Origin of the sequence: Mesorhizobium sp. M0140 (assembly GCF_040322475.1) — a bacterium.
In the GTDB taxonomy this organism is placed as follows: Bacteria; Pseudomonadota; Alphaproteobacteria; order Rhizobiales; family Rhizobiaceae; genus Mesorhizobium.
Window position 1 is genome coordinate 37,261 of record NZ_JAMYTM010000013.1, and the last position, 19,600, is coordinate 56,860.

Sequence of the window (19,600 nt, forward strand, 5' to 3'; positions counted from 1 at the left end):
GATGAGCGGCGCCAACGAAGGAACGACGAGGCAGGACCGAGTGCGTGAGACGGCGGTTTCGGACGGGCTCGCCAGCACATTGTCGCAGGACCAGCTTGCGCGGCTGATGCGCCGGCGCGGCGAAGAATCCCGGTTCTGGTGGTTGGTGCCGACGATCTACATCATCTTTCTGATGCTGCCGATCTACTGGCTGGTCAATATGAGCTTCAAGACCAATCAGGAGATTCTGGGCGCGTTTTCGCTGTGGCCGAAGAGCCCGACCCTGGCCAACTACATCGTGATCTTCACCGACCCGTCCTGGTACAAGGGCTACATCAATTCGATCATCTATGTCGTCATGAACATGGTGATCTCGGTTTCGGTGGCGCTGCCGGCGGCCTACGCTTTCTCGCGCTACCGGTTCCTCGGCGACAAGCACCTCTTCTTCTGGCTGCTGACCAACCGCATGGCGCCGCCGGCAGTGTTCGCGCTGCCGTTCTTCCAGCTCTATTCGGCGTTCGGGCTGATCGACACGCATATCGCGGTGGCGCTGGCGCACTGCCTGTTCAACGTGCCGCTGGCGGTCTGGATCCTCGAGGGTTTCATGTCCGGCGTGCCGAAGGAGATCGACGAAACCGCCTATATCGATGGCTATTCCTTCCCGCGCTTCTTCCTGAAAATCTTCATGCCGCTGATCGCAAGCGGCGTCGGCGTGGCCTGCTTCTTCTGCTTCATGTTCTCATGGGTCGAACTGCTGATCGCGCGGACCTTGACCACGACGGCCGCCAAACCGATCGCGGCGATCATGACGCGTACGGTCTCGGCCTCCGGGCTCGACTGGGGCGTGCTGGCCGCCGCCGGCGTGCTCACCATCCTTCCAGGCGCGCTCGTGATCTGGTTCGTCCGCAACTACATCGCCAAGGGCTTTGCCCTGGGGAGGGTATGACCATGAACCTCACCTGGATGGCATGGACGCTGCCAACGGCGATCTTTTTCATCACGATCCTGGTACTGCTCTGTGGCATGGCGGTCTGGGAATACGCCTCGCCTGGCGGCAATCTCCGGGTCGGCCTCCTGCGCTTCGAGACGACGCGCGGCGACCGCCTCTTTGTTTCGCTGCTCGGCAGCGCCTTTATCCATCTCGCTTGGCTGGGTCTTGTCGGACCCAACCTGTGGTGGGCTCTCGCTCTCTCCGTAGTCTACGCCGTCGGCGTGTTCCGCTACGTATAGAGGGGGAAACTGTTGGAGCGACCGCGTGCCGACGGCCGCTCCAGATCGCACTTGAAACTTGAAAAGTGGAGGAAACGAAATGCGAAGGCAATTTTTAACATCAACGACTGCGCTTGTCCTGCTCTGGGGAGCAGGCCAGGCCTATGCCGGAATGGACGAAGCCAAGACTTTCCTCGATAACGAAATCAAGGACTTGTCGACGCTCGATCGCGGCGCCCAGGAAGCCGAGATGCAATGGTTCATCGATGCCGCGAAGCCTTTCGCCGGGATGGACATCAAGGTGGTCTCCGAGACCATCGATACGCATAGCTATGAGTCCAAGGTCTTGGCGCCCGCCTTCACCGCGATCACCGGCATCAAGATCACTCACGACCTGATCGGCGAAGGCGATGTCGTCGAGAAGCTGCAGACGCAGATGCAGTCGGGCGAAAACATTTACGACGCCTACGTCAACGACTCCGACCTGATCGGCACCCACTGGCGGTACCAGCAGGCGCGCAGCCTGACCAAGTGGATGGCGAATGAGGGCAAGGATGTCACCAATCCCAACCTCGACCTCGCCGACTTCATCGGCACCAAGTTCACGACCGCTCCGGACGGCGACCTCTACCAGCTGCCGGACCAGCAGTTCGCGAACCTCTACTGGTTCCGCTACGACTGGTTCAACGACGAGAAGAACAAGGCCGATTTCAAGGCCAAGTACGGCTACGACCTCGGCGTTCCGGTCAACTGGTCGGCCTATGAGGACATCGCCGAGTTCTTCACCGGCCGCGAAATCGACGGCAAGAAGGTCTATGGCCACATGGACTACGGCAAGAAGGACCCCTCGCTCGGCTGGCGGTTCACCGATGCCTGGCTGTCCATGGCCGGCAATGGCGACAAGGGCCTGCCGAACGGTCTTCCGGTCGACGAATGGGGCATCAAGGTCAACGAGAAGTCGCAGCCTGTCGGCTCGTGCGTCGCGCGCGGCGGCGACACCAACGGCCCGGCTTCCGTATATTCGATCCAGAAGTACCTGGATTGGCTGAAGGCCTATGCGCCGCCGGAAGCCCAAGGCATGACGTTCGGCGAATCCGGCCCCGTCCCGTCGCAGGGCACGGTCGCGCAGCAGATGTTCACCTACACCGCCTTCACCGCCTCCTTCGTCAAGGAAGGGCTGCCGGTCGTGAACGCGGACGGCACCCCGAAATGGCGCTTTGCTCCCTCGCCGCATGGCGTCTACTGGAAGGACGGCATGAAGCTCGGCTACCAGGACGTGGGTTCATGGACGCTTCTCAAGTCCACGCCTGACGATCGCGCCAAGGCCGCCTGGCTCTATGCGCAGTTCGTCGTATCGAAGACGGTCGACGTGAAGAAGAGCCATGTCGGCCTGACGCTGATCCGCGAGTCGACGATCCAGGACAAGAGCTTCACGGAACGCGCTCCGAAGCTCGGCGGCCTGATCGAGTTCTACCGCTCGCCGGCCCGTGTTCAGTGGTCGCCGACCGGAACGAACGTTCCGGACTATCCGAAGCTGGCACAGCTCTGGTGGCAGGCGATCGGCGATGCGTCGTCGGGTGCCAAGACGGCGCAGGAGGCGATGGACTCGCTTTGCTCCGAGCAGGAAAAGGTCATGGAACGCCTGGAAAAGGCCGGCATCCAGGGCGATATCGGCCCGAAGATGGCCGAAGAGCATGACCTCGCCTACTGGAACGCCGACGCGGTCAAGAAGGGCAATCTCGCTCCTCAGTTGAAGATCGAGAACGAGAAGGAAAAGCCGGTCACCATCAATTACGACGAGCTGGTGAAGAGCTGGCAAAAGTAAGACTGTTCTAAGCGGGCGTCTGCGCCCGTGTGACATTGGGGGAGGCGGCATCTTGCCGTCTCCCCTGTTTGTGTAAAAGACAAAGCGGGGAGGCATAATGACCGGATATATCCTTGCCATCGACCAGGGCACGACTTCGACCCGGGCGATACTGTTCGACGGCGAGATGAAGGTCGCCGGCAGCGGGCAAAAGGAATTCGCCCAGCACTATCCGGCTTCCGGCTGGGTCGAGCACGATCCCGAGGATATCTGGGCGAGTGTGGTGTCGACCGTGAAGGCGGCGCTGAAGAAGGCCGGCCGGAATGCTTCCGACGTGGCCGCGATCGGCATCACCAATCAGCGCGAAACCGTGGTCATCTGGGACAGAGCGACCGGCAAGCCAATCCACAATGCCATTGTCTGGCAGGACCGGCGCACCGCGCCGCTGTGCCAGAAACTCAAGAAGCAAGGGTTGGAGAAGACATTCACTAAGAAAACCGGGCTGCTGCTCGATCCCTATTTTTCCGGCACCAAGATCGCCTGGATGCTGGACAAGGTGAAGGGCGCCAGAAAACGCGCCGAGAAAGGCGAACTGCTCGCCGGCACCATCGACAGTTTCCTGATCTGGCGGCTGACCGGCGGCAAGGTTCACGCCACAGACGCCACCAACGCCTCGCGCACGCTGGTCTACAACATCGCTGAGAATGCCTGGGACGACGAGCTGCTGTCGATCCTCAACATCCCGGCAAAAATGCTTCCCGAGGTGAAGGACTGCGCCGATGATTATGGAATCACGGAGAAAAATCTCTTTGGTGCCGAGATTAAAATCCTCGGTGTCGCTGGCGACCAGCATGCGGCGACCATCGGCCAGGCCTGCTTTGAGCCGGGCATGATGAAATCGACCTACGGCACTGGCTGTTTTGCGCTGCTCAACACCGGCAGCGATCTGGTGCGCTCGAAGAACCGGCTCTTGACCACCATTGCCTACAGGCTGAACGGCAAGACGACCTATGCACTGGAAGGCTCGATCTTCATTGCCGGTGCAGCGGTCCAATGGTTGCGCGATGGCATCAAGGTGATCGGCAAGGCCGAGCAGAGCGGCAAACTGGCTGATGAAGCCGATCCGACCCAAAACGTCTACCTGGTGCCGGCCTTTGTCGGGCTCGGTGCACCGCATTGGGACGCGGAGGCACGCGGTGCCATTTTCGGGCTGACGCGCAATTCCGGTCCGGCGGAGTTTGCCCGCGCCGCGCTCGAATCCGTCGCCTACCAGACACGCGACCTGCTCGACGCCATGCGCAAGGACTGGAAGGGTGCTTCTGCCAAGACCGTGCTGCGGGTCGACGGGGGCATGGTGGCGTCGGACTGGACGATGCAGCGTCTGGCCGACATCCTCGATGCACCGGTCGACCGCCCGACCATTCTGGAGACGACGGCGCTCGGTGCCGCCTGGCTGGCTGGCTCGAAGGCAGGTGTGTGGCCGGATGCCAAGAAGTTTGCGAAGAGTTGGGCACTCGAACGGCGCTTCAAGCCGGACATGGATGGCTCCGTGCGCGCAGCCAAGCTCGCTGGTTGGCGCGATGCTGTGCGCAGGACGCTCAGCGTGTCATAAACAGCCATCAGTGGCGGGTGATGGGGCGCGAGGAATGCAGCCAGACTGGTATCCTGCTTGGCGCGACGAGGCTATCGAACAGCTGAAGGCCAAGAATGCACGCTTGAAAAAAGATCTCCACCTCGGTAGCTGGTTGCGCTATGACTATGACCTGAGGGCCGGAACGCTTCTGTTCTCGCAAGACGGGGTCGCCAAGGTCGTCACCGAAATCCAGATTGTCGGCTCAACGAGCACGGAGGCCGGAAACTGGCTGTGGGCTTGGGCAAATTCCAGCCTGCCCAGCGAGCTCCTCAGCGATGCAAAGCTAGTCCGATCCTTCGGAGAGCAGAATGGCATCGACGAACTGGCCCAAGCCTATGCGACGGATGCGGACAGTGCGCTGGAAGTGGTTGGTTGGGAACTCAGTGCGGTGATGGCCCGTATCTGCAATGGGTTGGGTATCTATCGTTGTCCCAGCAGAGAGGACGGCGGTGGCTTTTATCTGATGCTCAAGAGCATCAACTGGGCAAGCTGACGGCAACTGTTCGTCTTCCGGCCAAAGGATCAAAAGCCCGCGCCGTTGCCGGCGCGAGCTCCACTAACGCATATCAGCTACTTAAACGCGCCTTGATCAGTAAGGCGAACGGCACTCCTTGCGAGGGCCGTAATTCGGCTGGAACGTGTTGTCCGAAGCACGGTAGCTGCGATAGCGGTCGTAGCACCATTGGACGTGGGCGTTGCCTCCGTAGACGCGGTTGTTTTCGTTGTTGATGATTGCGCCGGTAATCAGCGCGCCAGTAGCGAAGGCGGCAAGCGGGAACCAATAATCGCCGTGACGACGGTAGCCGGGGCGATATTCGCGATAGCCGCGATGGCCGTTCCAATATGCGCCGCGATTGCGGGAAAAATTGCGGTCACGCGAAAAACTGCGGTCACGCGAAAAATTGCGATTGTGGCGGTCCTTACGCCACTCCCGGTACTGGACTGTCTGCACATCCGGCACCGCGACCTGGGATTGCGGCACATAGTTCGGTTGGGCATTAACGGACACCGCCTCCGCCGCAACGAATGTGACGGAGAGAGTGGCCGCCAGCAGGCTCGTTGTGATTCTGTTCATTGGTCTTCTCCTCGATAGTTTGGCGGACGTCCCTGTGCCGGGAAAACGAGCGGCGCATACAATTGTTCCCCAGACTGGATGCCGCTGTCGGGCAGAAATGCCAGTGTTCCCTTGGCTGTTCTCCCACCGATGGCGCGGCTGGCAAGTGTCGCGACAGGGCGAAGCCGCCCGTGTTTGCGAGCCCTCTTTTTCCGGTTGACCGGTCGAGGCACTCTCCCTATGTTCCGCGCAATTTCGAGGGCCGCCTTTCGCCCGCGGGAGCGCGTAGCTCAGCCGGTAGAGCAACTGACTTTTAATCAGTAGGTCATGGGTTCGAATCCCATCGCGCTCACCAAATCCACGCGATAAACTGTCACCCATCTCTCGGGAAGGGCACACCACAACCGGTGGGGAAGCCGTCAACGCTTCCAGAAAGCGCGGTGCGGTGCGAGCATCTCGTCGGCGATTTCGGGGAAGGGGCCAAAGACCTCGATCTTTTTCTGGCCGGAGTCGAGGACGGTGCGCGAAGAGAGGCTCATCGTCGGATTCTCTGCGTGATCCCCGGTGAGCGCCAGCAGCTCGGTCTCCTCGAAGCCGTAGACCAGCCGGCCGATATTCGCCCAGTAGAGCGTTCCGGTGCACATCGCGCAGGGCTCACCGGTTGAGACCAGCGTGCATTGCCATAAGAACTCCGGCTCGTAGGCTGCCGCGGCGCGCCGGGCGAGCTCCGTCTCGGCGTGGCGCACCGTGTCGAGATTGCCTTGCCGCATCAGCACCCGATCGTCCGGCCCGACCAGCACGCAACCAAACGGATGATGCCCATGCGCCGCCGCCTCGCGCGCGACCGCGTCGGCGGATCGAAGGTGGGCGAGCATCTGATCGCGTGTCATGGCAAGATCCTGTCATGCCGACATCCACCGATGAGCGGCTGAGCGAGATTGGTGCCAACGGACGCGAGTGGCAAGAGCCAACTTTTGCTTGAGACCTTTGCCTCGGGATATCAGACCTTTGCCCTACAATCCGCCGGCCGGTCTTGGCGTCGAACAGATGAGCACAGGCGCGGCAAAGCGGAAAGCCGGCTGAAAAGGCCATCCTCGCCGAGCTTCTCGAAGGAGTTCGGCGGCGCGAAAATGCGAACAGCGTCAGACCGAAGGCTCCCCGAACACCAGCGAAACATTGGCGCCGGCGTGGCGTTCGAGCCGGCCGGCGAGGTCGAGTTCCAGCAGCACCATGAAGACCTGGGCCGGCTGCAGGCCGGTGTGGCGGATGATCTCGTCGACCGCCACTGGCGTCGGGCCGAGCGCCTCGATGACGCGGGCGCGGTCGCTTTCGCCGGGCGGTGGCGTGGCCGAGAAGTCGGGCGGCTCTTCGAACGGCGGCACGTCGGGCGCCCGCATGCCGGTCAGCGGGGCGATCGCCCTGGAAATATCCGATGCCTCGGTGACCAGGGTGGCACCATCCTTGAGCAGGCCGTTGGTACCGGCGGCGCGTGGATCGAGCGGTGAGCCCGGCACGGCAAAGACCAGCCGGCCCATTTCGCCGGCAAGCCTGGCGCTGATCAGGGAGCCGGAGCGTTGCGCTGCCTCGACCACCACCAGCCCAAGGACCGCACCCGCAACAAGGCGGTTGCGGCGCGGAAAATCCTGGGCGCGCGGCTGCCAGCCGAACGGCATCTCCGAAATGATGGCGCCACGCTCGGCGATTTCCTCGCACAGGCCGGCATTTTCAGGCGGGTAAGGCAGGTCGAGACCGCCAGCCAGGACGCCGATCGTGCCGGTCGCAAGACTGCCCTGATGCGCCGCGGTGTCGATGCCGCGCGCCAGGCCGGAGACGATTGCGTAGCCGTCGCGGCCGAGGTCGGCTGCCAGCATGCGTGCCATCTTGATGCCGGCCAGCGACGCGTTGCGTGCCCCGACGATGGCGACACCCGGCAGCCGGAAAACAGCTGCGTTGCCCTTTACCGCCAGCAGGGGCGGCGGATGGTCCATGTTGCGCAACAGGGGTGGGTAGTCTGTCTCACCGATCCCGACAAAGCGGGCGCCGGCCTTTCCGGCTAGTTCCAGTTCCGCCTCGGCTTCGGCAACGGAAGGGATGCGAGCGATCCGGATGGCGCCGCCCGAAATCATCAGTTCCGGCAATATCTCCAGCGCCACCTCGGCCGAACCGAAACGGTTGATGAGGTCGCGAAAGGATGCGGGGCCGACATTCTGGGTGCGGATCAGCCGCAGCCAGCTCAGCCGCTGCCGGTCGCTGAGCCGCGGCCCGGCGGCCGGCCCACTCACCACGGCGGCAGGCTCGCTCACCCCTTGGCTCCGATCTTGCCCTCGGTGCCGGTAAGCAGGCGCGAAATGTTTTCCCGGTGCTTGATGAAAACGATGATGCTCATCACCACGAACAAGGCCGCATTCTGTGGTGTGCTCAGCACATAGAGGGCGATCGGCACGATGACCGCCGCTGTCAGCGCCGCAAGCGAGGAATACCGGAAGAGGAATGCCATCACCAGCCAGGCGACGGCGAAGATCAGCGCCACCTGCCAGGCAAGGCCGATCAGCACACCGAGATAGGTGGCGACGCCCTTGCCGCCCTTGAAACCGAGCCAGACCGGGAAGAGATGACCGAGAAAGGCGCCGAGACCGGCCCAGATCGCCAGGTCAGGCGCGAAATGGCCTGCTATCAGCACGGCGGCCGTGCCCTTCAGCGCGTCGAGTAGCAGCGTCGCGGCGGCAAGGCCCTTGTTGCCGGTGCGCAGAACGTTGGTGGCGCCGATATTGCCGGAGCCGATCTTGCGCACATCGCCAAGGCCAGCGGCGCGAGTGAGCAGGAGCCCGAACGGAATCGAGCCAAGCAAATAGCCGAACACGAGCGCTGGGATGAGGCTGTAAATCATTGTTTCCCCCGCATTTCCCCAGTTCGGCCGGATCAGGCGCGGTGCGCCGTGGCCGGTTCAGGCGGAAAACACTGTGCGGCCCGCAATCAGCGTTTGCAAGACCTTGCCTTGCAGTCGCGCGCCTTCGAAACAGGTGTTTTTCGACCGCGAACGAATGCCGCTTTCGCTGACGATCCAGGGTCCGTCGAGGTCGACAAGCGCAAGATCGGCGACAGCGCCCGGCTTCAGCGTGCCGCCGGGCAGGCCGAACAGTTTTGCGGGAGCGGTGGACAGGGTTTCTATCAGCCGCAGCAACGGCACATCGCCATTGTGGTAGAGCCGCAGTGCGGCGCCCAGAAGCGTCTCCAACCCTATGGCGCCGGCCGCCGCATCGGCGAAGGGCAGGCGCTTGGTGTCGACATCCTGCGGATCATGCGAGGAGACGATGATGTCGATCGTGCCGTCCCTGACCGCCTCGATCATCGCCAACCGGTCTTCCTCGGCGCGCAAAGGTGGCGTCAGGCGGAAGAAGGTGCGGTATTCGCCGACATCGTTTTCATTCAGCGACAGATTGTGGATCGCCACGCCTGACGTCACCGTCGCGCCGTCGGCTTTCGCACGCGTTATGGCGTTTGCCGCCATCGCCGTCGAGATCTTTGCTGCATGGTACGAACCACGCGTCAGCCGGGCCAAGGCCAGATCGCGCTCCAGCGGGATGGATTCGGCTTCGCGCGGAACGCCGGAGAGGCCGAGCCAACTGGCGTAGAGGCCTTCATTCATCACGCCGGATGAACCGAGGTCCGCATCCTGCGTCTCATGCACGATGGTGGCGCCGAAGTCGCGCGCATAGGTCAGCGCGCGGCGCATCACCAGCGCGCTCGATATGGTGTGACGGCCATCGGTGAAGGCGACGGCGCCGGCTTCGCGCAGCAGGCCGAACTCGGTCATTTCGCGCCCGTCGAGGCCCTTGGTGATCGCCGCAGCCGGAAAGACGTTGACGATGGCCGTGTCCTTGGCGGTGCGCAGCACGAATTCGACCAGCGCCACATTGTCGATCACCGGATCGGTATCGGGCATCATGACGATGGATGTGACGCCGCCGGCCGCCGCCGCGACACTTGCCGACGCAATGGTCTCGCGATGCTCGCCGCCCGGTTCGCCGATGAAGACACGGCCGTCGATCAGGCCTGGAATGATCGCCTTGCCGGCGCAGTCGATAACGGTGGCGCCCTCGGGCGCGCCCTGGTTCAGCGCTGCTTTGCCGGCGGCTACGATCTTGCGGCCATCGACGAAGACGGCGCCGACTTCATCGATGCCGCGCGAGGGGTCGACAACGCGGGCGCGCTCAAAGACCGTTATGCTCATGCGCCGCGGCCCTCTTGATTACGGCGCGGGTCAAGAAGCGCTTCCATCACCGCCATGCGCACGGCGACGCCCATTTCAACTTGTTCCTGGATGACGCTTTGCGGACCGTCGGCGATTTCCGAGGCGATCTCGACGCCGCGGTTCATCGGCCCGGGATGCATCACCAGCGCGTCATCCTTGGCGGCCTTCAGTTTCTCGGCATCGAGGCCGAAATAGCGGAAATATTCGCGGACCGAAGGCACGAAGGCGCCCTCCATGCGCTCGCGCTGCAGGCGCAGCATCATCACCACATCGGCGTCCTTGAGGCCCTCGGCCATCGAGCGGGTGACGATGACGCCCATCTTCTCGATGCCGGTGGGCAGCAGCGTCGACGGTGCGACGACGCGCACCTGCGCGCCGAGCGCGTTGAGCAGCATGATGTTGGAACGCGCCACGCGCGAATGCAGGATGTCGCCGCAGATTGCCACGATGAGCTTCGACAGCGGACCCTTGGCGCGACGAATGGTCAGCGCATCGAGCAGCGCCTGTGTCGGGTGTTCATGCGCGCCGTCGCCGGCGTTGACGACGGAGCAGCCGACCTTCTGCGCCAGAAGGGCGGCAGCACCGGCCGATTGGTGGCGGATGATCAGGATGTCGGGCCGCATGGCGTTCAGCGTCATCGCCGTGTCGATGAGCGTTTCGCCCTTCTTCACCGAAGAGCTTGCCACCGACATGTTCATGACATCGGCGCCGAGCCGCTTTCCGGCAAGCTCGAACGACGACTGTGTGCGCGTCGAGGCTTCATAGAAGAGGTTGATCTGGGTGCGGCCGCGCAGCGTCGAGGTTTTCTTCTCGGACTGCCGCGAGATCGCGACCGCCCGGTCCGCCCTGTCGAGCAACAGCTCGATATCGGCGGGGGAAAGGTCGCGGATGCCCAGAAGATGGCGATGAGGATAGGGGGACGAAGCGTCGGTCATCTCAAGGCGCTGCTATAGGGTGGAGATATTGCGGCTGCAAGCGCCAGCTTTGCATTGCAGCCGTTCTCCTCAATTTTTTCGTGTAGATAGCCGATTGTATCGGCCGGTATTTTCATCGCGCGCGCTGCATGGCTTGGCTATATCTAGCCGACAGCCTCGGATTCGTGGCTTTCTGACGATAGAAGGATTGGGCGTGACCGACGACGTGACGAACCAGCCGCCGCCGCTGACGGGCGGCAACGCCTGGCGGGGCGATCCGTTGCTGATCCAGCTCGCGGAGCGTTTTTCCGATCCGGTGCGCAAGGATCTCGACGGTCTCGGCCGCTTTGTGCTGACGCAGGAGGCGCAGGAATTGGCGCGCCTCGCCAATGTCGAGACGCCGAAGCTCAAGACGCATGATCGCCAGGGACGGCGCATCGACGTGGTCGAGTTCCATCCCGCCTATCATGCCTTGATGCGCCGCTCTGTGGCCAACGGGCTGCATTCCTCGGTGTGGGAAAACGGCGACACCGAGATCGGCCGCCGCCATCAGGTCCGCGCCGCCCGGTTTTATCTGACGGCTGAGCTCGAGACCGGGCATCTGTGCCCCATCACCATGACCAACGCTTCGCTGGCGGCCTTGATGGCCAGCCCGAAACTGTTTCGCGAATGGGCGCCGCGCGTGACGACGCGCAAATACGACCAGAGCCAAAAGCCGCCGGTCGAGAAGACCGGGCTGACGCTCGGCATGGGCATGACCGAGAAACAGGGCGGCACCGATGTGCGCGCCAATGTGACGAGGGCGGAACGCGCCGGCAGCGGTTTTTATCGTCTGAACGGGCACAAATGGTTCATGTCGGCGCCGATGTCGGATGCCTTCCTGGTGCTGGCGCAGGCGCCTGAGGGACTATCGTGCTTCCTCGTGCCGCGCGTTCTCGGTGACGGCTCGGGCAACGGCTTCCGCTTTCAGCGGCTGAAGGACAAGCTCGGCAATCGTTCGAACGCCTCCTCCGAAGTCGAATTTGTCAATGCCATCGGCGAGATGGTCGGCGAAGCCGGTGCCGGTGTGAAGACGATCATGGACATGGTCACCCTGACCCGGCTCGATTGTGCCATCGCATCGTCGGCGATCATGCGCGCGGGCCTGGCCGAGGCCGTTCACCACGCCCGCCATCGCCAGGTGTTCGGTTCGACCCTGATCGAGCAGCCGTTGATGCAGCGCGTTCTGGCCGACATGGCGCTCGATGTCGCCGCCGCCACCGCGCTGTCGTTCCGGTTGGCGCGCTCCTTCGACGAGGCGGCCGGCGATCGCGGCGAGGCGGCGTTTGCTCGGGCCATGACGCCGGTCGTCAAATACTGGGTCTGCAAGATCGCGCCGCCTTTGCTCTATGAGGCTATGGAGTGCCTCGGCGGCAATGGCTATGTCGAGGAGGCGCCACTCGCCCGCTACTATCGCGAGGCCCCGGTCAATGCGATCTGGGAAGGCTCGGGCAATGTCATGGCGCTTGATGTGCTGCGCGTGCTCGGCCGTGCGCCCGGCCTGTTCGAGGATGTGCTGGCCGGCATCGACCGTGATCTCGGCGCCGGCGGACGCGGCACGATCGGCGTGCTGAAGGCGGCGATGCAGGTTGCTTCAACCGACGAAGGTTCTGCCCGGCTGCTGACCGAGCAGCTGGCACTGTCGGCTGCGGCGGCGGAATTGCGCCGTCTGGGGGCAGGGCGGATCGCCGACGCTTTCGTCGAGACGCGTTTGGCCGGCCAATGGCGCAACACCTATGGCATGATCGATTCGCGCCACGATGCACGCATGATCATCGACACGCTCTATCCGCCGGTGAACTGAGCACGAGCATCGCAAAAACCGGCGCCATCCACAGTTTTGACGTGTTGGCGGGCATCCTCACGCGTATGGCTAATCGTCGTTAACCTTAACAAATGGTTTCCGTTGCGATGGCGGACGGCAAGGCCCACTGTCCTAGTGCAAGCAGGGAATGGTTCAGATTGGCCGTCTCTTGCTTTGCGAAGCAGGAACACCGATGCGACAGGTACTGACCTCTTTTCTGGCCTTGCACTGGGCGATTGTTTTCGCCCTGCTTGCGCTAATCTGCATCGACGGAAACCGGGGTGTGGCGGCGGCGCTCGGCGTGCTGGGCACTACAATCGAGGGTACCCGCTTCGTCGACCTCGACAATTTCGTCGTCGTGGCGCCGCTCGCCACCGCATTGCTTGTCGTCGCGGTTCTGTTTTTCTGGGCCTTTGTCGAAGCCCTGGTCAACGACGCGACCAGCGCGGGCGCCGACAGCGTCGCCCGCATCGCCTTCATATGCGCGTCCGGCGTGTTGTCGCTGATCGTCGTCGGTGGCGCCGCGCAAGGCATCAACGGGCTCTTCATGGCTGTCGCCGTGCAACTGGCGGCACTTCTGGCGTCCTATGTCGCCATGCTTGCCGAGCGGCGGTCCGTGGTTGCGGCAGCGGCTTCCGGCGAAAGCGAGATCCATGCCGTCGCGCATGGCATGGCAAAAGCCGCGGCCCACAATTCGCTGCTTTCACTCATATCAGGCCGAACGGTCTCCAAGACCGGCTCCAATCCCAGGGGAGGCCGCTGATGCGCTACATCTTCGGATTTTGGGCGGCGCCGATGGCGATTTTCTGGGGCTGGTTCTATCTGTCGGCCAATGACATCAATTTCGGCTACACGATGCTCAGCCGACAGATGCACGACTTCTTCTTCCAGCTCTATGGCCAGATGCTCGGCATCGATCCGGCGATCATTCCCGGCATGGTGGCGAAGACGTGCGTCTTCGACGGGTTGCTGCTGATGGCGCTTTGGGCCTTCCGCCGTCGCCGCGAAATCGCCGGCTGGGTCAGACAGCGCTGGGCGGGTCCGGTTCCGTTCGAGCGGATGCGTGGAGCGACTGAAGCCGGTCCAAAACTCCCTGCAGAATAAACGCGGCTGCCGCCGAATCGATCTTGCCGGCGCGCTTGCGGCGCGAGAAATCCATCTCGATCAGCGTCCTTTCGGCCGCGACCGTCGATAGTCTTTCATCCCAGAGCACGAAGGGCAGGTCGCTCATCTGGGCCATGTTGCGGACGAAGGCGCGCGATTTCTGCGCACGCGGCCCTTCCGAACCGTCCATGTTGATCGGCAGCCCGATCACCACCGCGCCGGCATTCTCCTTCCGCAGCAAGGCGAGCAGCACCGCCGCATCGAGCGAGAATTTCCTTCGCATGATGACCGGGCGCGGATGGGCGAAGGAAAACCTCTGGTCCGAGACCGCGACGCCGATCGTCTTGTCGCCGAGGTCAAGCCCCGCCAGCGTCTTGCCGCCGGTCAGCCGCGCCGGCAATTCCTCGATCGTGATAATGCCCACCGGCCGTCCTTCGCCTTTCACCGCCACGTGTTTTGTCAAACGCGTGGCGGACACAGTAACCCTTTGATCTCCGGGCCGTCGGCGTTCTATCCTTTGGCAAGATAAAAATCGAGGAATGCATTCATGAAACTGACCTGGTACGGCCACTCGGCCTTTCGCATCGAGACCGCTGATGCCAAGATCCTCATCGATCCCTATCTGATCGGCAATCCGTCCTGGACGGGCGGCTGGGAGGGACCGGCCGAGGGGATCACGCATGTGCTGCTGACGCATGGCCATAGCGACCACATCAGCGGCGCCGTGGAAGTGCTCGGCAAAAGCGGCGCCCAATTGGTCGCCAATTTCGAGATCTGCATGTATCTGGTCGGCAAGGGTGTCAGCGACAAGAAGATCAACCCGGGCAACATCGGCGGCACCGTCGATTGCGGCAGCTTCACCACCACTTTTGTCCAGGCGCTGCACTCATCCTCGTTCCCCGGCGAGGGCGGCCAGAACACCTATCTCGGCAATCCGGGCGGCCTCGTCCTGCATTTCCCGGAAGACAAGACGCTCTATCACATGGGCGACACCGACATCTTCTCCGACATGGCGCTGATCAACGAGTTGCATGAACCCAAGGTCGGCCTGGTGCCGATCGGCGACCGCTTCACCATGGGCGGCGCGGTGGCTGCACTTGCCTGCCGGCGTTTCTTCAAATTCGATACCGTGGTTCCCTGTCACTTCGGCACGTTTCCGATGATCGATCCGACCGCCGACAAGTTCGAGGCCGGCATGGAAGGGTCCAGCGTGACGGTGGCATCGCCTGATATCGGTGAGACGATTACGATCTAGGCGTGGCGAAAGCGGAATAAGACCATGGCTTTGAGGAAATCTCTTTGTGTATCGATGTTGGTCGCGGCGTCGCCCGCGCTCGCCGCGGATGATTTCATCGAGGGCGTCTACCTGCAATCCGAGGAGCTTTGCAAACAGGCCAAAAAGGACACGCTGCAAACGCTGATCGACGCAGGCAACATCGTGCTTTCGGCGCACGGCCTGCAGAGCGTCGAATACAATTGCGAGTTTCTGCAGATCAGCAAGGCCACGGCTTCGCCGAGCTGGGCGGTGACGGCCATCTGCCAGGAACCGGGTTATGTCTTTCCCGACGTTCTCTCCGTGACGCAAATGAACGCCAAGCAGATCGATCTCGTGTCGGTTCGGCCCGTCGACGACGAAAGCGAAGCAAGCGGCAACAGCGGCAGCTACTATCTGTGCGAAGGCGTTGCTCTGCCATAGACGTATTCTGAGGGCCCACGAGCGGGCCGCCGGCACAGCCTGGTCTCTCGCACGATGCATGTTGCGCAGCGCGCGCGGCGCCGCTATAGCCCGAACTGGTTTTCCCCGAGGCAAAAACATGTCCGTAGATCTTCAGACAGTGAAGCGCGTCGCGCATCTCGCCCGCATCGCGGTGAGCGAAGAAGATGCCGAACGGATGACCGGGGAGCTGAACGCCATTCTGGGCTTCGTCGAGCAGCTGAACGAGGTCGATGTTTCCGGTGTCGAACCAATGACCTCGGTAACGCCGATGGACATGAAGAAGCGCAGCGATGTCGTCACCGACGGCGGCAAGGCCGCCGACATCGTCGCTAACGCGCCGGCGACCGAAGAGAATTTCTTCCTCGTGCCGAAGGTCGTGGAGTAAACCGGCCGATGGCAATCGAGATCGCCATTGAGAAGCCGCTCCAGGACGACGTGCGCAGGCTGGTCACGGAACTCAACGAGACCTTGCTCGAACTGACGCCGCCGGAGCATTGCTACCATTTGACGGTCGAGCAGATGGCCGGTGAGGACACGACGGTTTTCATCGCCCGCGATAATGGCCTGGCCATTGGCTGCGGCGCGCTGAAGCGTCATGACGGCGCCATTGGCGAGGTCAAGCGCATGTATATCAGGCCGTCGCATCGCGGGCAGAAGATCGGCGCGAAAATCGTTGAGCGGGTCGAATCGCTGGCGCGCAACGAGGGGCTGAAGCGCCTGGTGCTGGAGACGGGCGATCGTCATCCCGCGGCGTGGACAGTCTACGAACGCGCCGGGTTTTCGCGCTGCGGCCCGGTGCTGGATTATCCCGATTCTGAGTGGTCGGTGTTTTACGAAAAGAGCCTTTGATGAGCGACCTGACCCAGCTGACGATTTCACAGGCCCGCGCCAAGCTGCGCGACAAGGAAATCACCGCGACCGAGATCACCGAGGCCTATCTCGGCGCTATCGAGCGCGCCAATCCGGCGCTCAATGCCTATGTCGCCGTGACCGGCGACAAGGCGCGCGACATGGCCAAGGCGTCCGACGCCAGGCTGGTCAAGGGCGAGGGCGGTGCGCTGGAAGGCATTCCGTTGGGGATCAAGGACCTGTTCGGCACCGAAGGCGTCCACACGCAGGCTTGCAGCCATGTGCTCGACGGGTTCAAGCCGCGCTACGAATCGACCGTTACGTTAAATCTGTGGGCCGACGGCGCCGTTATGCTCGGCAAACTCAACATGGACGAGTTCGCCATGGGCTCGTCCAACGAGACGTCCTACTATGGCCCGGTCATCAATCCGTGGCGGCGCTCGCGCCTCGATACTGCGGTGATGCCCACGACGCATCAGGGCGACGGCGGCTTCGTTTCGGCCGGCGGCACGAGGACCGTGCACAGCCTGGACAATGCGCAGTTGGTGCCGGGTGGCTCTTCTGGCGGGTCGGCCACGGCAGTCTCCGCCTTCCTGTGCGCCGGCGCGACCGCGACGGACACTGGCGGCTCGATCCGCCAGCCGGCCGCCTTCACCGGGACGGTCGGCATCAAGCCGACCTATGGCCGCTGCTCACGCTGGGGTATCGTCGCGTTCGCCTCGTCGCTCGACCAGGCCGGCCCGATCGCGCGCGACGTACGCGATGCCGCGATCCTGTTGAAATCGATGGCCTCTGTCGATCCGAAGGACACGACGTCGGTCGACCGGCCGGTGCCGGATTATGAGGCGGTGATCGGCAAGCCGATCAAGGGCATGAAGGTCGGCATTCCCAGGGAATACCGCGTCGACGGCATGCCCGAAGAGATCGAAGCGCTGTGGCAGAAGGGCATTGCCTGGCTGAAGGACGCCGGCGCCGAGATCGTCGACATTTCCCTGCCGCATACGAAATACGCGCTGCCCGCCTATTACATCGTGGCGCCGGCCGAGGCTTCGTCCAACCTCGCCCGCTATGATGGCGTCCGCTACGGCTTGCGCGTGCCGGGCAAGGATATCGTCGACATGTATGAGAAGACCCGCGCCGCGGGTTTCGGCCGCGAGGTCAAGCGCCGCATCATGATCGGCACCTATGTGCTGTCGGCCGGCTATTACGACGCCTACTATCTGCAGGCGCAGAAGGTGCGCAATCTGATCAAGCGGGATTTCGAGACTGTCTTCGCCGCCGGCGTCGATGTCATCCTGACCCCGGCAACGCCGTCCGCCGCCTTCGGCATCGCCGACGAGGACATGGCTGCCGATCCGGTCAAGATGTACCTGAACGACATCTTCACCGTCACTGTGAACATGGCGGGCCTGCCGGGCATCGCTGTGCCCGCCGGGCTCGACGCCAAGGGCCTGCCGCTCGGCCTGCAGCTGATCGGCCGGCCGTTCGATGAGGAAACCCTGTTCCAGACCGCTGCCGTCATCGAGCAGGCCGCAGGCACGTTCCAGCCGGAGAAGTGGTGGTAGGGACGTCGCTCGTCTAGCGCATGCCCTGAAAGTCGAATCGATTTTCGGAAGGATCCTGCGCAAAATCAAAGTGTTAGCGTCCTTTGAGCGCGCACGCCCGCGCGGCGCTGCAATGGGGTGAGCGATGTTCTTCTACCTGTCCAAGATCTTTTGGTTCTTCATCCAGCCGCTGAACCTGGCGATCTTTCTGCTGCTGGCGGGATTGCTCGCGGCCATGATCGGGCGCCGGCGGCTGGCGGCTACCGGCAGCGTGCTGGCATTTCTGGTCCTTGCGCTGTCAGCGTGGACGTCGCTCGGCGCCATGATGCTCAATCCGCTGGAAGAGCGCTTCGCGCGCCCGCCGCTGCCGGCAAAGGTCGACGGCATCGTCGTGCTCGGCGGCGGCTTCGAGGGCGCCATCAATCTGGCGCGCGGCGGCTATGAGTTGAACAGCAGCGGAGATCGGATGGTCGAGACCGCAGTTCTGGCCCGGCGCTTTCCTACCGCCAAGGTGGTCGTCTCCGGCGGCACCGGCGCGTTGTTTCTCGATGGCGAGGGCGATGCCGCAACCGCGCCGCGCCTGCTCACCGCGCTTGGCGTGGCCGCCGATCGTCTGATCCTGGAGAACAAGTCCCGCAACACCTATGAGAACGCGGTCTTCACCAAGGAGTTGCTAACGCCGAAGCCCGGCGAGACCTGGCTGCTGGTGACTTCGGCCTTCCATATGCCGCGCGCCAAGGCGCTGTTCGACAAGGCCGGCTTTGCGACTGTTCCCTGGCCGGTCGACTATCGCACCTCGGGCAAAGAAGGCATCGGCCTGTTCCGCGACAATCCAGCCGATTCGCTGCAGGCCGCCACCATGGCCATCCGCGAATGGATCGGGCTTTTTGCCTACTGGCTGTCAGGCCGGATCGATCAGCCTTTTCCAGGCGGCTGACCGATCACCGCCTGCCTGGCGGCCGAGAAGAACTGGCGCCGCACCAGAACGGCCAGCAGCAACAGCGTCGACAACACGAACACCATTGGGTCGACGAACCAGCCGAGATAACCGATCGAGAAGAACACGCCGCGCAGGCCGGAGTTGAAGTGCTTTCCGGCCAGCATGTTCATTTGCGCCGCACGCCACACCGCCGTTTCGGTGACCGGATTGCGTGAGGCTTCGCCATGCGGGATCGGCACGGCGCCGATCAGGATCGTGCAATAGTTGAACAGCCGGTACGCCCAGCCGAATTTGAAGAACGAAAACGCCAGGATCAGCACCAGCCCGAACACCTTTATCTGGAAGGCCGCGCGCGACGGCGCGCCACCCAGGGGCAGGTCGCTGAGCACTTCAAGAACCCGGTCGGATGCGCCGAGCAGGGCAAAACAGCCGCCGATGGCGATCAGCGAGCTGGAGGCGAAGAAGGCGGTGCCTTGCTGCAGCCCGCTCATGATGGCGGTATCGACGATGCGGATCTCGCGCTCGGCCATGGTCCGCATCCAGGCTTGCCGCTGTGCATTCATCGCCGTCGTCAGTGACATGCGGCTGACCAGCTTGCCGTCGGAGGCGAACGTGTGCAGCAGCCACGCGACGAGGAAGAAGGCCAGCGCCGCGAGATCGGCTGTCGAAAGATCGAGGGAATCGCCCATGCCTGAATTTAGCACATTCAGCGCGATCGCTTCGATGTCCGCCTACAGCGATAAGGCACCAATGTCGCT

The 19,600-nt window shown here is 62.9% G+C and carries 22 protein-coding genes and 1 tRNA gene; 15 read left to right on the forward strand and 8 right to left on the reverse strand.

Features of this window, described 5'->3' with window-relative positions:
* Position 1: 1 nt before the first annotated feature.
* From NKJ37_RS15230 to NKJ37_RS15250, 5 genes are all read left to right on the forward strand, one after another.
* Positions 2–925, forward strand: coding sequence for a carbohydrate ABC transporter permease (locus NKJ37_RS15230; protein WP_027036701.1), 924 nt, complete (start codon positions 2–4; stop codon positions 923–925).
* 2 nt (positions 926–927) lie between these two features.
* Positions 928–1,209 (forward strand): DUF2160 domain-containing protein, encoded by a 282-nt coding sequence (locus NKJ37_RS15235; RefSeq protein ID WP_352442605.1) that lies wholly within the window; start codon positions 928–930, stop codon positions 1,207–1,209.
* A 79-nt stretch (positions 1,210–1,288) separates the two neighbouring features.
* Complete coding sequence (locus NKJ37_RS15240; RefSeq protein ID WP_352442606.1) at positions 1,289–3,013, forward strand: ABC transporter substrate-binding protein; 1,725 nt, start codon at positions 1,289–1,291, stop codon at positions 3,011–3,013.
* Positions 3,014–3,110: 97 nt separating this feature from the next.
* Complete coding sequence (glpK, locus tag NKJ37_RS15245) at positions 3,111–4,604, forward strand: glycerol kinase GlpK (protein ID WP_352442607.1); 1,494 nt, start codon at positions 3,111–3,113, stop codon at positions 4,602–4,604.
* A gap of 34 nt (positions 4,605–4,638) precedes the next feature.
* Positions 4,639–5,118 (forward strand): DUF6882 domain-containing protein, encoded by a 480-nt coding sequence (locus NKJ37_RS15250; protein WP_352774231.1) that lies wholly within the window; start codon positions 4,639–4,641, stop codon positions 5,116–5,118.
* A gap of 96 nt (positions 5,119–5,214) precedes the next feature.
* On the opposite strand, the gene NKJ37_RS15255 is transcribed toward NKJ37_RS15250, so the two are convergent.
* Positions 5,215–5,700 (reverse strand): BA14K family protein, encoded by a 486-nt coding sequence (locus NKJ37_RS15255; protein ID WP_023812969.1) that lies wholly within the window; start codon positions 5,698–5,700, stop codon positions 5,215–5,217.
* 258 nt (positions 5,701–5,958) lie between these two features.
* On the opposite strand from NKJ37_RS15255, the gene NKJ37_RS15260 reads away from it, so the two are divergent.
* Positions 5,959–6,034, forward strand: a tRNA-Lys gene (locus NKJ37_RS15260).
* 64 nt (positions 6,035–6,098) lie between these two features.
* On the opposite strand, the gene NKJ37_RS15265 is transcribed toward NKJ37_RS15260, so the two are convergent.
* From NKJ37_RS15265 to NKJ37_RS15285, 5 genes are all read right to left on the reverse strand, one after another.
* Entirely contained in the window at positions 6,099–6,569 is a 471-nt protein-coding gene (locus NKJ37_RS15265; protein ID WP_352612933.1) for a nucleoside deaminase, read from the reverse strand.
* A gap of 252 nt (positions 6,570–6,821) precedes the next feature.
* Positions 6,822–7,961 (reverse strand): DNA-processing protein DprA, encoded by a 1,140-nt coding sequence (gene dprA, locus NKJ37_RS15270; RefSeq protein WP_352774298.1) that lies wholly within the window; start codon positions 7,959–7,961, stop codon positions 6,822–6,824.
* Positions 7,962–7,978: 17 nt separating this feature from the next.
* On the reverse strand, positions 7,979–8,566 hold the full coding sequence (gene plsY, locus NKJ37_RS15275) for a glycerol-3-phosphate 1-O-acyltransferase PlsY (protein ID WP_023812966.1): 588 nt from the start codon (positions 8,564–8,566) through the stop codon (positions 7,979–7,981).
* A 57-nt stretch (positions 8,567–8,623) separates the two neighbouring features.
* Positions 8,624–9,910 (reverse strand): dihydroorotase, encoded by a 1,287-nt coding sequence (locus NKJ37_RS15280; protein WP_352774232.1) that lies wholly within the window; start codon positions 9,908–9,910, stop codon positions 8,624–8,626.
* Positions 9,907–10,866, reverse strand: coding sequence for an aspartate carbamoyltransferase catalytic subunit (locus NKJ37_RS15285; protein ID WP_013531794.1), 960 nt, complete (start codon positions 10,864–10,866; stop codon positions 9,907–9,909). The genes NKJ37_RS15280 and NKJ37_RS15285 overlap by 4 nt, the downstream gene beginning before the upstream one ends.
* A gap of 193 nt (positions 10,867–11,059) precedes the next feature.
* Between NKJ37_RS15285 and NKJ37_RS15290 the strand changes: the two genes are divergently transcribed.
* The 3 genes from NKJ37_RS15290 (at position 11,060) to NKJ37_RS15300 (ending at position 13,792) form a co-directional block, all read left to right on the forward strand.
* Positions 11,060–12,688, forward strand: a complete 1,629-nt coding sequence (locus NKJ37_RS15290; protein WP_352774234.1) for a DNA alkylation response protein — start codon at positions 11,060–11,062, stop codon at positions 12,686–12,688.
* Positions 12,689–12,881: 193 nt separating this feature from the next.
* Positions 12,882–13,451: a hypothetical protein gene (locus tag NKJ37_RS15295; RefSeq protein ID WP_023812963.1), complete on the forward strand. Its 570-nt coding sequence runs from the start codon at positions 12,882–12,884 to the stop codon at positions 13,449–13,451.
* Positions 13,451–13,792 (forward strand): DUF6105 family protein, encoded by a 342-nt coding sequence (locus tag NKJ37_RS15300; protein ID WP_023812962.1) that lies wholly within the window; start codon positions 13,451–13,453, stop codon positions 13,790–13,792. Before NKJ37_RS15295 ends, NKJ37_RS15300 begins: the two co-directional genes overlap by 1 nt.
* Here NKJ37_RS15300 and ruvX read toward each other — a convergent pair.
* Positions 13,710–14,216, reverse strand: a complete 507-nt coding sequence (gene ruvX, locus NKJ37_RS15305) for a Holliday junction resolvase RuvX (RefSeq protein ID WP_023812961.1) — start codon at positions 14,214–14,216, stop codon at positions 13,710–13,712. The two genes, NKJ37_RS15300 and ruvX, sit on opposite strands and share 83 nt — an antisense overlap.
* Positions 14,217–14,339: 123 nt before the next feature.
* On the opposite strand from ruvX, the gene NKJ37_RS15310 reads away from it, so the two are divergent.
* The 6 genes from NKJ37_RS15310 to NKJ37_RS15335 all read left to right on the forward strand — a co-directional run bounded on the left by NKJ37_RS15310 (position 14,340) and on the right by NKJ37_RS15335 (position 18,839).
* Positions 14,340–15,047 (forward strand): metal-dependent hydrolase, encoded by a 708-nt coding sequence (locus NKJ37_RS15310; protein ID WP_352774237.1) that lies wholly within the window; start codon positions 14,340–14,342, stop codon positions 15,045–15,047.
* A gap of 24 nt (positions 15,048–15,071) precedes the next feature.
* The gene (locus NKJ37_RS15315; protein WP_352553071.1) at positions 15,072–15,488 is read left to right on the forward strand and encodes a hypothetical protein; all 417 of its coding nucleotides are present in this window, start codon (positions 15,072–15,074) and stop codon (positions 15,486–15,488) included.
* 118 nt (positions 15,489–15,606) lie between these two features.
* Positions 15,607–15,894, forward strand: a complete 288-nt coding sequence (gene gatC, locus NKJ37_RS15320; protein WP_023812958.1) for an Asp-tRNA(Asn)/Glu-tRNA(Gln) amidotransferase subunit GatC — start codon at positions 15,607–15,609, stop codon at positions 15,892–15,894.
* Positions 15,895–15,902: 8 nt separating this feature from the next.
* On the forward strand, positions 15,903–16,358 hold the full coding sequence (locus tag NKJ37_RS15325) for a GNAT family N-acetyltransferase (RefSeq protein ID WP_023812957.1): 456 nt from the start codon (positions 15,903–15,905) through the stop codon (positions 16,356–16,358).
* Entirely contained in the window at positions 16,358–17,923 is a 1,566-nt protein-coding gene (locus NKJ37_RS15330) for an amidase (RefSeq protein ID WP_352774239.1), read from the forward strand. The genes NKJ37_RS15325 and NKJ37_RS15330 overlap by 1 nt, the downstream gene beginning before the upstream one ends.
* 124 nt (positions 17,924–18,047) lie before the next feature.
* Positions 18,048–18,839: a YdcF family protein gene (locus tag NKJ37_RS15335; protein ID WP_352553072.1), complete on the forward strand. Its 792-nt coding sequence runs from the start codon at positions 18,048–18,050 to the stop codon at positions 18,837–18,839.
* On the opposite strand, the gene NKJ37_RS15340 is transcribed toward NKJ37_RS15335, so the two are convergent.
* Positions 18,818–19,531 carry a DUF599 domain-containing protein gene (locus NKJ37_RS15340; RefSeq protein ID WP_027161543.1) on the reverse strand — a complete coding sequence of 238 codons (714 nt, stop codon included), beginning with the start codon at positions 19,529–19,531 and terminating at the stop codon, positions 18,818–18,820. The genes NKJ37_RS15335 and NKJ37_RS15340 overlap by 22 nt on opposite strands.
* Between the last annotated feature and the right edge of the window lie 69 nt (positions 19,532–19,600).